We start from the raw sequence: 15066 nt of genomic DNA, 5'->3' as shown, positions 1-15066 counted from the left end.
TTAAATTTAGTACTAACTGCTGTTTTTTCAATTAAAATAACACTTTGGGGGCTCTTTCATTATGTTTAGCAAGGATATCGGAATCGACCTCGGCACGGCCAATGTGCTCATACATGTTAAGGGAAGGGGAGTCGTTCTGGATGAACCTTCCGTGGTCACACTTGAAAGTGATACGAAGAGAGTCCTTGCGGTGGGAGAACAGGCACGTCGCATGGTTGGACGTACACCTGGAAATATTATAACAATCCGTCCTCTCCGGGATGGTGTCATTGCAGATTTTGAAATCACAGAAATGATGCTCAAGTATTTTATCGACCGCGTTGGCGGCCGGTCCTGGTACGCACGGCCCCGTATTCTGATTTGCGCCCCTACAAATATTACATCTGTGGAACAGAAGTCCATACGGGAAGCGGCAGAGCGGAGCGGGGCTAAGGAAGTTTTTATGGAGGAAGAGCCAAAAGCCGCTGCAATCGGAGCGGGAATGGATATTTATCAGCCTAGTGGGAACATGGTCGTCGATATCGGTGGCGGAACGACGGATGTAGCCGTACTTTCTATGGGCGACGTCGTTACCGCTTCTTCGATTAAAGTCGCAGGAGACAAGTTCGATGAGGCCATTTTAAGATATATTAAACAAAAGTATAAGCTGTTAATCGGTGAACGTACGGCAGAGGATATTAAGGTTACAATTGGCACCGTGCGTCCAGGCCTGATGCAGGCTGAAATGGATATTCGTGGTCGTGATATGGTAAGTGGACTCCCTCAGACGCTCACTATTACTTCAGGCGAGGTAAAAGAAGCACTATGGGATCCGGTTTCTTCTATTGTGGCAGCTGCTAAGTCCGTTCTGGAACGTACACCGCCTGAGCTATCCGCAGATATTATTGACCGGGGTGTTGTTCTAACTGGTGGTGGCGCTTTACTTAATGGATTGGACGAGCTCCTCTCAGAAGAATTACATGTTCCGGTGTGGATAGCGGAAGACCCGATGCATTGTGTAGTTAAGGGAACCGGAATAATGCTAGATAATTTGGACAAGGTCGTTAAGAAAAAGTTCTAAGCAGCCGATATAAAAGGTAGCAAAAGATTCGGAAGGGGACTACCTTCATGATAAGAGGATTATATACAGCCGCTGCAGGTATGGTTACACAGCAGCGTAGACATGATACGGCAACACAGAACATCGCTAACTTGAATACAACGGGGTACAAGCAGGTTGACAGTGTCAATCATGCTTTTCCGGATGTACTGATCTCTGCTATGAGTAATGGCAATACAAAGCCAGTGGGGCGCCTTAACACTGGGGTTTTTGCAGAACAATCGATATCCCAATATTTACAGGGTGATTTAAGGGAGAGCGGCAAGACCATGGATTTTGCTTTATCTACGGATTTGCAAGTAGCTGATCCAGTGACAGGTCAAAATATCTCCTTTGATGGTTCAGGCAAATATGTAAGCCCTGAGGGTGAGGTTGTTTATCGTCCACAGGCCTTCTTTACTGTACAGGATGCTGAAGGGAATAATCTGTATACGCGAAATGGGAGCTTCTCAATAAACGCGGCTACAGGAGAGGTACTGAGCAGTGGTGGCTTCAAGGTTCTTGATTCCACAGGCAAGCCCCTTGTCTTGACAGGAAATCAGGACACCCTTAAAGTGGACGGGCAGGGTAATTTGCTTAATCCAGTAACAGGACTTCCGACAGGGACCAAGCTTGGTGTGAGTGTAGTAACAAAGCCACAGGAGCTTGTACGTGACGGTAATGGTGTATTTCACGCTGATGATGTAGAGGCGGCAGATATCCGTTTCTCTAACGGAACAGATAACATGCAAGTACGCCAAGGTTACCTGGAAAGCTCCAATGTAGATCCTACTCAGGTTACTGTGGATTTGAATGCCGCCTATCGGGCTTATGAAGCGAACCAGAAGATTGTTCAATATTATGATGGCAGCTTGCAGAAGGCTGTAAGTGAAGTTGGCAGGGTATAGGCAGTGCTTAGGAATGAGCTTTACAGGTAGAGCTTATAGGAGGTTTGATCTATGAACAACTCAACGATTAGTGCAGCAGTCTCCATGTCGAGCCTTCAGCAGCGGCTTGATATTATAGCGGATAATCTAGCCAACATGGATACCAATGGTTATAAGAGCAAGCAGGGCTCTTTTGAGGACGTGCTGACTCGTGTACAACAGCAATCAGATGATTATGACCAACCGGGCCGTTCTACACCCCTAGGCTTTAATATGGGTTTTGGGACTTATGTGCCTTCGATCTCAACGAATTGGGAAGAGGGACCCCTTAAAGAAACAGGGAGTCCGACCGACTTAGCCATTCAGGGCAACGGGCTTTTTGGTGTTCAGGTCAATGGTACTACAGCGTATACACGTCAGGGTGATTTTCACTTTATTCCTGACACGACTGATGCTAAAAAGATGGTATTGGTTGATAACACAGGAAACTCGGTTTTAAATACAGAGGGCAAACCTCTAACGGTTCCTGTAGGTGTGAATGCTGCTATCGATGAATCTGGTCGTGTGTTAACAAAAAAGACGGAGAATGGACCTGTTCAGGTAGCGGGTACTATAATGATAGTAGAACCTAAGACACAGAATGCCTTAAAGGCTGTCGACGGGAATTTCTATATGCTTGCAGATGGGGTTACAGCACAGCAGGCTTTTGTACAAAGAGCGGCAGGCGAGGCATCTGGAATTGGAGTGCGCTCAGGATGGCTGGAGCAGTCGAATGTCGATATGACCTCAGAAATGACAGAAATGATGCAGATTCAACGCACGTATCAACTCGTAGCTCGGGCACTTTCGTCCAGTGATCAGATGTTTGGTCTAGCCAATAACATGCGCGCGTAGAGGTGAAGGAATGGATCGACAGGAAAAAGTTAAATCGGAAGAGAAGAAAGAACCCTCTCCACGAGGGATCTCCAAATGGACCATGATACAATGGGTTCTTATTCCCTTGCTTCTCGTAGCTGCACTTGGAGGCGGCCTGGCCGTCGGTTACGTTGTCCTGGGTAAGAAAGAGTTAAGCGATGCTCTGCAGTGGAGTACGTGGAGACATGTATATGATTTGGTTTTTGCTCCATAAATGAAGATGATTTAACCACTCCCTTGTTATATAAGGGAGTTTTCTTTTTTATGCTGAAAAATGTATAATGGTGGGGGGCCTCGGGCAGCAAAAAGGGCCCTCTCCGCCATGCTGCCGCATCCGGTGGAGAAAGCCCCTTATCTCAACCTCCACTTCTGCAGTTGGTGAAGGATAAATATAGTTTTTACCGAACCTGCCTAATTTTATGCATTTCGGCAAAGAATAAAAGAAAATGTGCAACATCCGAAAGGAGTTTTGTCATAATGCTGGATATCAACCAAATTCAAGAAATCATCCCCCATCGGCCTCCATTTCTGCTGGTGGACAAAATTATCGAGATTGAAATGGGCAAAAAAGCTGTAGGAATCAAAAATGTAACGATCAATGAACCGTTCTTTGTAGGTCACTTTCCGGGCTATCCGGTAATGCCGGGTGTACTGATTACAGAAGCCCTTGCACAAGTGGGTGCGGTTGCTATCCTGGGAGTAGAAGCTAATCGCGGCCGAATCGGTTTTTTAGCTGGGCTGGACGGATTCCGTTTCCGTGGTCAAGTGGTACCGGGCGATACACTTACTCTTGAAGTAGAGATCACCCGCCTTAAGGGCAGCATCGGAAAAGGACAAGCTACTGCTTCCGTTGAAGGTAAGGTTGTAGCCTCTGGAGAAATTATGTTTGCTCTGAGCTAAATATTTTATTTTTCTATAAATATATCTAAAGGAGAGATTCATATGACTCAATTAAGTGCGAAAGCGGCAGACACATTATCCCGCTGGTTGCAGGACCCTTCTGTTGACGAGGCTACAAAGGCAGAGCTTCGCGCTCTGGAGAATGAGCCACAGGAGCTTGAAGAGCGTTTTTACAGAGACTTAGAGTTTGGTACAGGCGGCTTGCGTGGGGTTATTGGTGCGGGCAGCAATCGTATCAATCGTTATACTGTTGGCAGAGCTACACAAGGCTTCGCTAATTATATTCTAGAAAAGCATACTGGAGAAGGCAGACCTTCGGTTGTTATCGCGCATGACTCTCGTCGCTTCTCGCCTGAATTCACACTTGAGGCTGCTCTTGTACTGGCTGCTAATGGCATCGAGGCGCATTTGTTTACCTCCCTTCGATCAACACCACAGCTATCATTCAGCGTGCGTTATTTGAAAGCAACAGGTGGTATTGTAATCACCGCGAGCCATAACCCTCCTGAATACAATGGTTATAAGGTCTATAATTCGGAAGGCGGACAGCTTGTACCACACGAAGCCGAAAAGGTCATTTCTTACATACTAGAGGTTGACACTTTTGATGGTGTAAAGCGGATTTCGCAAGAAGAAGCTGAAGCTCAAGGGCTGTTGCACTGGCTAGGAGAGAAGGATGACGAAGCGTTTACCGATACTGTTGCTGCGGTCAGTCTTGCAAGTGAAGAGATTGCCTCTACGCTTGGAAAAGACTTCAAAATCGTATACACTCCGCTGCATGGTACAGGTAATTTGCCAGTCCGCCGTGTACTTGAGAAAATCGGGTTCACCCAGGTACATGTTGTACCTGAGCAAGAACAGCCGGATTCTGAATTCTCTACAGTGAAATCGCCGAACCCGGAGGAGCGTGAAGCTTTTACGCTGGCTATGAAGCTGGGCGAAGAGTTGAATGCTGACCTTTTGATTGGTACAGATCCTGATGCAGACCGTATGGGTGCGGTAGTTCGCGACAATGAAGGTAAATTTGTTGTTCTGTCCGGCAATCAATCCGGAGCACTGATGATTCATTACTATTTGAGTCGTTTGCAGGAACAAGGAAAGCTGCCTAGCAATGGTGCGGTTGTAAAGACTATCGTTACTAGCGAAATGGGGGCTGCTGTAGCTTCTCATTATGGTGCAACTGTATTTAATACGCTGACTGGCTTCAAATATATTGGAGAAAAGATGACCCAGTTCGAACAATCCGGAGAATACACATATCTTTTCGGATATGAAGAAAGCTATGGTTATCTTGCAGGCAATTATGCTCGTGATAAGGATGCTGTTCTTGCTGCTATGCTTATCGCTGAAGCGGGTGCTTATTATAAAGCTCAAGGCAAAACATTATATGATGTTCTTCAGGAATTGTACAAGCAGTTCGGATACTTCTTGGAAAGCTTGGAGTCCCGTACGCTGAAAGGCAAAGATGGCGTTGCGCAAATTCAAGGAATCATGAATGATTGGCGTTCTAATGCACCACAAGAAATTGCTGGATCTGCCGTAACAGAAATTCAGGATTATTCCCTGGGCTTAAATGGACTGCCGAAGGAAAATGTACTGAAGTATTTGCTGGCTGACGGATCTTGGTTCTGCCTGCGCCCTTCCGGCACAGAGCCTAAGATTAAAGTTTATTTTGCAGTAGTGGGTGACTCCCTGCAGAATGCTAAGGATAAGGTTGCTGCACTGTCGAAACAGGTTATGGCTCGCGTTGACGGGGGACAATAATAAATATAGAGTGCTTTCTATATTGTGAATTATATTTTACGTAGAAACGGGTACCGTCTCTAAAAGGATGACGATCCGTTTCTACTTTTGTTAAAAGAGTTTTTAAAGCGAAAGAGGAGGTACTTTTGGTGCGGCAAAAATGGCAACGTTGGAATATTACTTCCCGAAAGTGGCTGTGGATCATAGTTGTGGTTGGCGTTATAGCAGCCTTGCCTGTGGTCTATGATCGACTGCAGACGGAGAAGTCTTCCAAGACAGTAGAATTTGTATTTGATTATCGTGATCTGGTTGATGTAGCCAGCTATCGTGCAAATCCACAAGATTATATTTCCGAACAGTTAGATCGCCTTAAAGACGCTGGTGTACAGAGCATGGCGATTTACGAAAGCACATTGGAAGATTACCGTAAGGCGCGTCGTCTAATGATATGGGGTGCGGCTGATATAGCTAATCTTACGGACACGATCATACCTGAAAATGAAAACTATACCTATATTCTGTTTACCAGTGCTGATTACAGCGATACTTTAGCGCCTGTAATTAAAGAAGCATTTAGTAATCTTGGGATTAATTCAAGAGACTGGAGTTTCCGCGGACAGCAGGGGCTTATCATCGAGACCCCGCTAGAAGACGCTACATTGAAGCCGCTGCAGCCCGATCCATTTACACTGGACATGCTGCATAACAAGGGATTCAGTATTGTACCTCGTCTTGTGGATTCTCTGACTTATAATGAAGCCACGGTAAAGAAGCTGTTGGATCGTTATGAGGAATTGGGTGTTAAACGGATTCTATTTGAAGGTGAGTCTGTTAAAGGGTTTAATGATGATGCCGATACTGGCAGTATCACTGACTTTGCTAATCTCCTTAAGGAACGTGGAATGGGGATTGCAGCAATTGAGAATATTAAAAAACAGCAAAAGGGCTTTAACAGGCTCGCTTATTTGCTGGATTATAATGTGACACGTTTATATTCCCTTAGTGAGGGAGATTCTGCCTTAGATCCAAAAGTAATTTCGGACCGTTTCGCTCTGGCAACAAAGGATCGGAATATCCGCATGATCTACTTAAACACGATTCCTGCAAGAAATACTGCTAAGGCACAGGTTACAGATACATTAGATAACCTTATTACCAGCCTAAGCGAACCAGGCGGAGCAGTTGAGCAGATTAAAGACAATGGATTTAAACTGGGACAAGCTACGGCATTTGAGGTTGTAGATTCCTCTTATCAACGTTACTTTAAGCTAGTTGCGGTGGTTGGAGCAGTGTCTTTAGTGGCTCTGCTGGTCTCTTACTTCATTCCACAGCTCACGCTTGCTGCCTGGGTGTTAGGTCTGATTGGAAGTGCAGGCCTGATGCTAGTGAAGCCTGAAATGTTTGAACAAGCGCTCGCGCTTGCCGCTGCGATAAGTGCACCAACGCTTGCCGTTGTGCTTGCCATTCGTAAGGTTAATGAAATGGGGCCACCTCTACGGAGCAATCCCCTTACCTATAAGGCTATGAGCCCGCAACGCCGGTTTACACATAGCTTAGTGCTTTATTTTAAGACTTCACTGATCTCTTTGAGCGCTGTGCCGTTTATGATAGCACTGCTTAATAATGTAACTTATAGCCTGGTTCTCAACCAGTTCCGTGGTGTCAGTCTGCTTCATATGGCGCCTATCGGTCTTGTGGCACTTTACGTGCTTTTGTATCGTGGGGATTTTGTCTTTAACAAGACAGGTAAGCTACTGCGGACACCAATCACATTTGCGATGATTATCATTGCCTTTGTTTTGGCGGTTGTTGGCTATTATTACATGACCCGTACAGGTAACGGTGGCAGTGTGAGTCCGTTGGAAATGGTTTTACGTACATTCTTGGAAAATACGGTTGGCGTTCGACCGCGTAATAAAGAGTTTTTGCTAGCGCATCCGTTATTAATTCTTGGCGCATTCTTGGCCTTTAGATATCGGAATGCAGCGTTTATCATGATTATTGCTGTAATCGGTCAGCTCTCGATGGTAGATACCTTTGCTCATATTCACTCGCCAGTTCTGATCTCGCTCATTCGTGGCTTGCTCGGTCTTGGATTAGGACTGATTATTGGTGTGATTGCCGTAATCGTATGGCAAATTGCAGAAGGGTGTTGGAAACGATGGTCGCCACTCCTAAAAAGATAGTTATTTCCGGTTATTACGGTTTCCATAACAGCGGGGATGAGGCGGTACTGCAATCTATATTGATTGCACTGCAACAACATGCTCAAGCTGCAGGTATAGAGATCGAACCCATTGTCTTGTCCATCGATCCTGAGTGGACTAGCGCCACATATGGAGTGAAATCTGTGCACCGGATGAAGCTGGTTGAAGTCCGTCAAGCTATTTATGAGAGTTCTGGTCTGATTAGCGGTGGAGGCAGCTTGCTGCAAGATGTAACAGGAAGCAAGAGTATTCCTTACTATTTAGGTATTATTAAGCTTGCGCAGTGGATGGGTAAACCGACCTTTATTTATGCTCAAGGTATCGGACCTGTGAATCGTAAGCTTTTCCACCCATTAATCAAATCAGTGTTTCGCAAATGTACTTATATCTCTGTGCGGGATGAACAATCCCGCGAGCTTTTACTTTCTATGGGATTAGAACAGAAGAACATAGAGGTTGTTCCTGACCCGGTGATGGGCTTATCTTTACCTGAAGAGACTGATGCTGCTGAATTACCAGAGTCTTCAGATTCACTTCCGGTAGTAGGTATTTCGGTACGTTATTGGGAACAAGATCGCAAGGAGCTGGACGCTCTTGCTCAAGGCTTGATTAAGGCGAATCTTGAAAAACCATTGCATTTAAGATTCCTTCCGTTTCATCTTCCATCTGATATTGAAGCCTCACGTTATGTGATGGAGAAGCTGGAAGAAAATATAAGCCAGCATGGGGGGCAGGTCAGTATTTGTGAAGATGCCAGTCATCCGCAACACATGCTGCGGGAAGTAGGGCAATGTGAAGTGCTGATCGGAATGCGTCTTCATAGCCTGATTTATGCCGCAGGGCGGCGAGTTCCGCTGATTGGTATCTCTTATGATCCGAAAATTGATCATTTTCTAGACAGAGTTCGGTGTCAGCCTGTGGGCACGACCCAATCATTAGATGCTGGACAAGTTGCTGCTGAGATAGGCCATCTTTTGGAAACAGCAGAGGGATGGAGAAATGAGAGGGAGACGATCCTCTCCTCGTTGATTCAAGAAGCAGGGGCTCCAGCACGGCAAATCGTAGAATATTTCCACCATAAAGGATGATCTAAAGTGAAAGCAGAAAGCGCGGTACCTACAGTTCCTATTTTTGGGATTAGAGTCTCCAAGGTTGATATGGCAGCAACTGTTGCATATTTGACAGAGGCGGTTCATACCCGTATCCCGCATCAAGTGATTACAGCTAATCCGATTATGGTTATGGCTGCTTTGGAAGATCCAGCTTATATGGAGATAATGAAGTCAGCTGAATTAGTTGTCCCAGATGGAACCGGTGTGGTATGGGCTGCTAATTATTGTAAGGAGCCTGTAACCGAACGGGTAGCTGGTTTTGACCTGTTACATGAATTGATGCAACAGGGTGAAAGATATGGATGGAAGGTATATCTCCTTGGTTCTACACCTGAGGTGATTCAGGAAACCGCTGAAAGGTTACAATTGCAATATCCGCGTGTTATTATTGCAGGATATCATGACGGTTATTTTGGTCCGGAATCGGATGATGAGATTATTGCTGGAATTGTTAAAACCAATCCTGACTTATTATTTGTGGCCAGAGGCGCGGATAGTCAGGAACCATGGATTGCAAAACACAAATCCAAGTTAGGTGTTCCGATCATGATGGGGGTCGGCGGCAGCTTTGATGTAATTTCTGGCAAGAGCAAGAGAGCACCAAAAGTTTTCCAAAAAATGAGAATTGAATGGTTGTACCGTTTATTAAAAGAGCCTACGCGGTACAAAAGAATGCTTGCGTTGCCGAAATTCGCATTAAAAGTGGTGCGTGAGAAAGATAAAGTAACAAAAGTCTAGTCAAATGCCGATATTCACCTAGAAAATCAGATGAATAGCCTAAAAAAGGGATTGGAATTTGTTTTTGTAACAGCGTATAATTCAATGCGGTAGAGAAATGGGGGTCGACTGATCAAATGTTAATCATATACATCGCTGGATTTATCGTATGCATGGGACTCGCACTTGGCCTCACACCTTTGGTGAAGAAATTCGCCATTAAGATTGGTGCGACAGATGTGCCGAATGCTCGTAAAGTGCACACGAAAATTATGCCCCGCCTTGGCGGATTAGCTATTTTTCTGGCGTTTGTGTTAGGCCTGCTTGCCGTATTGCCGATTATTCCATATGAGTTCACTCCGCGGGAGGCCAACTTCATCAAAGCGCTGCTGTGTGGCGGCGGACTGATTGTACTTATCGGAGGTTTGGATGACCGATTTGAATTATCAGCAAAGTTGAAGCTGCTGGGCCAAATTGTCGCAGCATGTATTGTAGTTTTCGGTTTTGGTATTACTGTAGATTTTGTGAATATTCCATTTAACAATACGTATTCTTCGTTGGAAAGCTGGATTGCTATCCCGCTTACGATTTTCTGGATTGTTGGTGTCACCAATGCTGTTAACCTGATTGACGGGTTGGACGGGCTTGCTGCTGGTGTATCAGGGATTGCGATTGCTACGATTGCGGTAATGGCTTTCTTGATGGGTAACACGATGGTTGCCATGTTATGCCTGTTGCTTCTGGGTAGCATAATCGGATTCTTGTTCTTCAACTTCCATCCCGCCAAGATTTTTATGGGGGATACGGGATCGCTGTTCTTAGGCTTCTGCTTAGCTTTACTTGCTTTGCTAGGGTTTAAACAGATTGCCGTGGTTTCGTTTATTACACCTTTGCTTATTATTGGTGTACCGTTGTCAGACACGTTCTTTGCGATCGTGCGCCGTAAGCTGCAGAAGAAACCAATCTTTGCACCAGACAAAGGTCACTTGCATCATTGCCTTCGCGAGCTAGGCTTTAGTCATCGTCAGACTGTGCTCATTATTTATGGTATTGCTGCATTTTTTGGAGTTTTAGCTGTTATTCAATCCTCTGCCGCTCTTTACGAGGCGAACTGGGTTACCTTCGTAGTCATCTGCATCATGCTCTTCTTCTTGCAGATCGGTGCGGAAGTTACAGGTTTGATCGGTAAGACTAAACGTCCGCTGATTGATTTCTTTTTAAGAATTCGTATGAAGGCTAATCCGGAAAGAGGTTCCAAATCTTAATTTATTAATGGTATTATTCTAATATTTTCTATAACTAACAAAACTCATCCCTTTTCGGATGAGTTTTTTGTTGTTTTCCCTAAAAATATCGCTTCCTATGACCGATAAAGAACAAAGTGAAGGTTTACGAGAATTTATACTCAAAGGAGAGATATAACACATGCAACGCTTTAAGAGACCGTTCGTTTGGCTGATGCTGGCGGCTTTGATCGTTTCTATGTTCCCAGGTAAATACACGCCCATAGCGGCAGCGGCTACCACGAGCTCCACGACTTTCTTCAGTCCGGATGATCTCACATTACGTAATACTGTTCTGTTGAAACAGGATGTTGTAGCAACAACAGCTAATCCTAATCCTGAGGGACTTATTGACCGTTCTAGTGTTTACAAAGTAAGTAGCCCTACCTTTTCAATTACAGGAACCTACTCTCAGGTAACATCTTCCACGATGAAGGTTACTGTAGAGCAGCTTACAAAAGATAGTCAATCTAATAAATGGGTAACAGATGCTACTCACCTGACTACGGGAGCGGTAACAACAGATACCAATAGCCCGGATAACCGTTTTGTAGCATCTGGTCTTGTTTTGTATACAGGTTTTAATAAGGTGACCTTTTCTGGTATGCAAGGGAATCTCCAACGTTCAGAATCATTTTATGTTCTTTACGATAAAGTTCCCTATGTAACAGAATTAAAAGTTTTGGGTGGTCCTTCTGCGCTTAATTTAAATGAAGGAACACAAGTTGTCGTACCAGTATCTACAGTTACTCTTCAAGGTAAAGTAACGAATGCCACTAAAGTCAGTGTCTCCGTGAATGGAGGAACTGCATTACAAACTTCCCTATTGGAAGACGGAACATTTTTCACCCCCGCGCTGAACTTGAGTCCGGGATTAAGTACGCTTAAGATTGTTATTCAAAATGCTTCGGATTCAATAACAATAGACAGATCCGTATATTTCTTTGATAAGGATCAACCGTACGCTTCTTTGAACATCAACCACGACAATGCGGACTATAATATCTTAAATGATAATGTGCCTACGTTGACTGCTGATTTGACTCCAAGTGTTGCAGGTTTTACTGGACAGATCTTAGTTCCATATAACGTGGCTCCGTTTGCAACAAATGCTGTGCTAACTCTTAATAAAGGTAATAGTTCCGAAAAAGTTGTAACGATTAGTGCTGTGACAGAAGAATTAACAATTCCTGGTCCTGATGGCGTTACGCCAACGTATAAATTGGTTAAATTTAAGACTGCAGCTGATTTAGAAATCTTGGCGGGTGTAAATGACTTTAAATTGTCTGTAGATTATGGCAGCCACAGCAGTTCTCATCTTTATTCATATAAATTTTTGAAAAATGAGACTGTTATAACAGAAATGTACTACCTTCCTGGATATACAGGCTCAGGTGATCTTACCAATATCTCTAAATTGCCTTTGAATGGCCAACAGTTAGAGACGGATAGTTTCTATATAATGGCGAAGACAAATAGATCAACAACCCCAGCAGATATAACTGCAAACTATTTGCCTTTGAGTAATAAACCACTATCCATAGAATATGTAACTGCAGGCACAGGAACAAATGAATATATTTATAAAATATCAGGGTTCTCTAATGGTCAACAAAAGGTACAATTCCGTTATAAAGGATCCGAATCCTTCTATAATGCTGATATTTCATATGTATCGAAAAACTATATATATGTAAGTAATCTGCAAGATGGTCAGACCTACGAATTCGATTCCAGTGTAGAAAGAAAACTTAATGTCGCTGGGGAATATATCGGGTTCGAAAATATAGAAAATGCACAAGTGCAAATTAACGGTACAGACAGTAACTCATTATCTAGCAATCCTTTTAAGCTTGAAGTAGAAAAAAACTCAACAGTAAATAAAACAACTTTTAATTTCACTGTGACAATCAGTCAGACGGGACCACTGGTATACGGTGAGAATAAAATCGTGTTTACTGGAGTCTCAAGAGATAATGCTGGTAACCAACGTATTATCAAAAAAGAACTTAAAATTTACATCATTGATACCAACATTTCTGGGGTAAAACAATTCCATCCTACTTTAGGGGATAATCGTTTACCTTTTACAACTACAACCCTTTCTAATGAAGTCGAGCGTAATGCCATGCTGGCATTGCCGGCTGAGATTGTATATAAGGATGAAAAATATACAACAAACAAAGATAAATTCGACTTGGTACTACAAGGTAGTGGTGCTACAACGCTGAATCTTTATCAGGGCTCTACTCTGGTGTTTACTTCGACGGGGCAGGATAAGCTGCTAATTGACGGTACGGAATCCGATGGACCTATTGGTCCTAAACGTTATCCTGATGAAGTGGCTGCAAATGGTCTGTATTATGACTACATTGGCAGTGCTAAAAACTTTATTTTAAGATTACGTGACATTAAATTTGATGCCCCAGGAAGTCAAGTCTATACCCTAGAGCTTATTAACAAAACAGGGGCAAGAACTACACAACGTCTTGAAGTAGTGCGGGAAGTTGCTCCATATCGTCTTCTGTCACCTGTAGCGACGGTAGGTGAGCAAATTGTTGTTAACAAAAACTTTGTTCGTTTTGATATTGAGGCTGAAGGTGCCACTAAAGTAATAATTGGCAAAGAAGAAGCAATTAAACGTACGGATTTGCCAAATCAAGATCGCTTCACCTATGATTATGTGGGCTTAAAAGCAGACAAATCGAATCCCATTAAGATACAAGTGGTTCGTGCTAACTCCACAATAAGCGATACTATAAATGTGTATTATGCTAGTGCAGTGCAGATTGATACACAATATATGGCGGAGAAGGTAGCTACGAAGTATAGTGTCTTTAATAAAACCTTGGAATTGAACTTCCCTAAAGGTACGATTATGAAGGGATATACTAGCTCTGGTGCTGCAAAATATTATCCTAATACAAAACTGTTGTTTGGTATCGCGGATCCCGCTGATGGCGTTGTTGAACGTAAGAATGATTACGGGAACATTATCAACGTAACGGGTAGTGACGACAGAACCGAAGGCGGGGGCGGGCAGCTTGTGATTCCACAGGATCTTGCTCTACGCTTTACATCAACCGTTTCTACTAATAACTTTTCGAGAGTATCGGATATCTATTGGCTTAGTGGTGGTCTAGGAAATGATGGCGTTAATCTTGAGACCAACGGGGTTACCCCGCATTTCGTGGATGCCAGTGGAAAGACTGGATACTTTACGCAGTATAGTCAAACAAGAAAAATCGTACCTTCCCAACGTGGTGAATTGACGCTTACTTTCAACTCCAGCATTGTGGATGAAGTGGGATCGACTATTACAGTATTCCGATATACAGATTCAGGTAAGTGGGAGAACTTGGGCGGGGTCGTAGATACGAAAAAACATACCATCACCGTTCCATTCGATGAATTTGGTTATTACACTGTTATGAAGCTGCGCCGTGGTTTTGTTGATATTACGAATCATCCTTGGGGCAGAAATATAATGAATGGATTGTATTCCAAAGGATTTATGACTAATCTTCGAGCAGATGCATTCGGGGCGGATGATTTGACCACTCGTGGTGAATTTGCTACATTGTTGGTGAAATCATTAAGTATTCCTTTGAACTATGATGCTAATAAACAAACCTTCTTTGATATTGTGCCAGAAGCCGTCGCGGCCACATGGGATTTCAAACACATTGAGACAGCTGCTAGGGCAGGTATTGTTACAGGCCTCAGTGATGGCTTCTTTGGGCCTGATCAAGCCTTAACACGTGAACAAGCCGCAGTAATGATAGCTAGGGCGTTGAAACTCAAGATGTCGTTGAATGACAGTAAACTGTTGGCAAGCTTAAGCAAATCATTTGTTGATACAAGCAACATGGATTTCTACTCACGTCCTGCAATTGAAGCTATATCTAAAGCTAAGATTATGGAAGGAAGTGCTGTGACCGTTACAGGCCAAAAGAAGCCCGTCTATAACTTTAACCCGAAGGGTAAGTTGACTAGAGCAGAGGCCGGTAAGATTACTGTGGCACTCTTACAGAAGAGTACAAGCATCTTCCCTAAGAACTTTAACTAAAGAATAAAAAAAAGTGCTCCGGCCTGCGAAAAGTATTCGTAGGTCGGAGTTTTGATGTAAAGATAACAATTACCAGCGACATAAATTTTGTAATCTGCACCGATTTACGATACAATAATGTAGAAAATATTATTTTCTGAAAGGTGAAAGCCATC

Annotated in this window: 11 protein-coding genes; all 11 read left to right on the top strand. The window is 43.6% G+C overall.

Annotated elements, in window-relative coordinates; translation table 11 throughout:
- Positions 1-61 precede the first annotated feature (61 nt).
- Positions 62-1060 (top strand): rod shape-determining protein, encoded by a 999-nt coding sequence (locus MHI32_RS28600; protein ID WP_036681546.1) that lies wholly within the window; start codon positions 62-64, stop codon positions 1058-1060.
- 47 nt (positions 1061-1107) lie between these two features.
- Positions 1108-1986 carry a flagellar hook-basal body protein gene (locus tag MHI32_RS28595; protein WP_038573634.1) on the top strand — a complete coding sequence of 293 codons (879 nt, stop codon included), beginning with the start codon at positions 1108-1110 and terminating at the stop codon, positions 1984-1986.
- Between the two features lie 51 nt (positions 1987-2037).
- The gene (locus MHI32_RS28590) at positions 2038-2859 is read left to right on the top strand and encodes a flagellar hook-basal body protein (RefSeq protein ID WP_076099680.1); all 822 of its coding nucleotides are present in this window, start codon (positions 2038-2040) and stop codon (positions 2857-2859) included.
- 10 nt (positions 2860-2869) lie between these two features.
- Complete coding sequence (locus tag MHI32_RS28585) at positions 2870-3094, top strand: DNA-directed RNA polymerase subunit beta (RefSeq protein ID WP_036681538.1); 225 nt, start codon at positions 2870-2872, stop codon at positions 3092-3094.
- A gap of 263 nt (positions 3095-3357) precedes the next feature.
- Positions 3358-3780 (top strand): 3-hydroxyacyl-ACP dehydratase FabZ, encoded by a 423-nt coding sequence (fabZ, locus tag MHI32_RS28580; protein ID WP_036681536.1) that lies wholly within the window; start codon positions 3358-3360, stop codon positions 3778-3780.
- Positions 3781-3822: 42 nt separating this feature from the next.
- Positions 3823-5544 (top strand): phospho-sugar mutase, encoded by a 1722-nt coding sequence (locus MHI32_RS28575; RefSeq protein WP_076219973.1) that lies wholly within the window; start codon positions 3823-3825, stop codon positions 5542-5544.
- Positions 5545-5672: 128 nt separating this feature from the next.
- Positions 5673-7709 (top strand): DUF5693 family protein, encoded by a 2037-nt coding sequence (locus MHI32_RS28570; RefSeq protein ID WP_076219972.1) that lies wholly within the window; start codon positions 5673-5675, stop codon positions 7707-7709.
- Positions 7685-8818, top strand: coding sequence for a polysaccharide pyruvyl transferase CsaB (gene csaB, locus MHI32_RS28565; RefSeq protein WP_076279125.1), 1134 nt, complete (start codon positions 7685-7687; stop codon positions 8816-8818). The genes MHI32_RS28570 and csaB overlap by 25 nt, the downstream gene beginning before the upstream one ends.
- 6 nt (positions 8819-8824) lie before the next feature.
- The gene (locus tag MHI32_RS28560) at positions 8825-9580 is read left to right on the top strand and encodes a WecB/TagA/CpsF family glycosyltransferase (protein WP_036681526.1); all 756 of its coding nucleotides are present in this window, start codon (positions 8825-8827) and stop codon (positions 9578-9580) included.
- Between the two features lie 116 nt (positions 9581-9696).
- Positions 9697-10824 (top strand): MraY family glycosyltransferase, encoded by a 1128-nt coding sequence (locus tag MHI32_RS28555; protein ID WP_036681523.1) that lies wholly within the window; start codon positions 9697-9699, stop codon positions 10822-10824.
- A 160-nt stretch (positions 10825-10984) separates the two neighbouring features.
- Positions 10985-14911: an S-layer homology domain-containing protein gene (locus MHI32_RS28550; protein WP_340011503.1), complete on the top strand. Its 3927-nt coding sequence runs from the start codon at positions 10985-10987 to the stop codon at positions 14909-14911.
- Positions 14912-15066 lie beyond the last annotated feature (155 nt).

Source organism: Paenibacillus sp. FSL H7-0690 (genome assembly GCF_037980415.1).
Lineage (GTDB): Bacteria > Bacillota > Bacilli > Paenibacillales > Paenibacillaceae > Paenibacillus_AQ > Paenibacillus_AQ odorifer.
The sequence above is the reverse complement of the archived record's forward strand: the minus strand, read 5'-3'. Positions and strand labels throughout refer to the sequence as shown.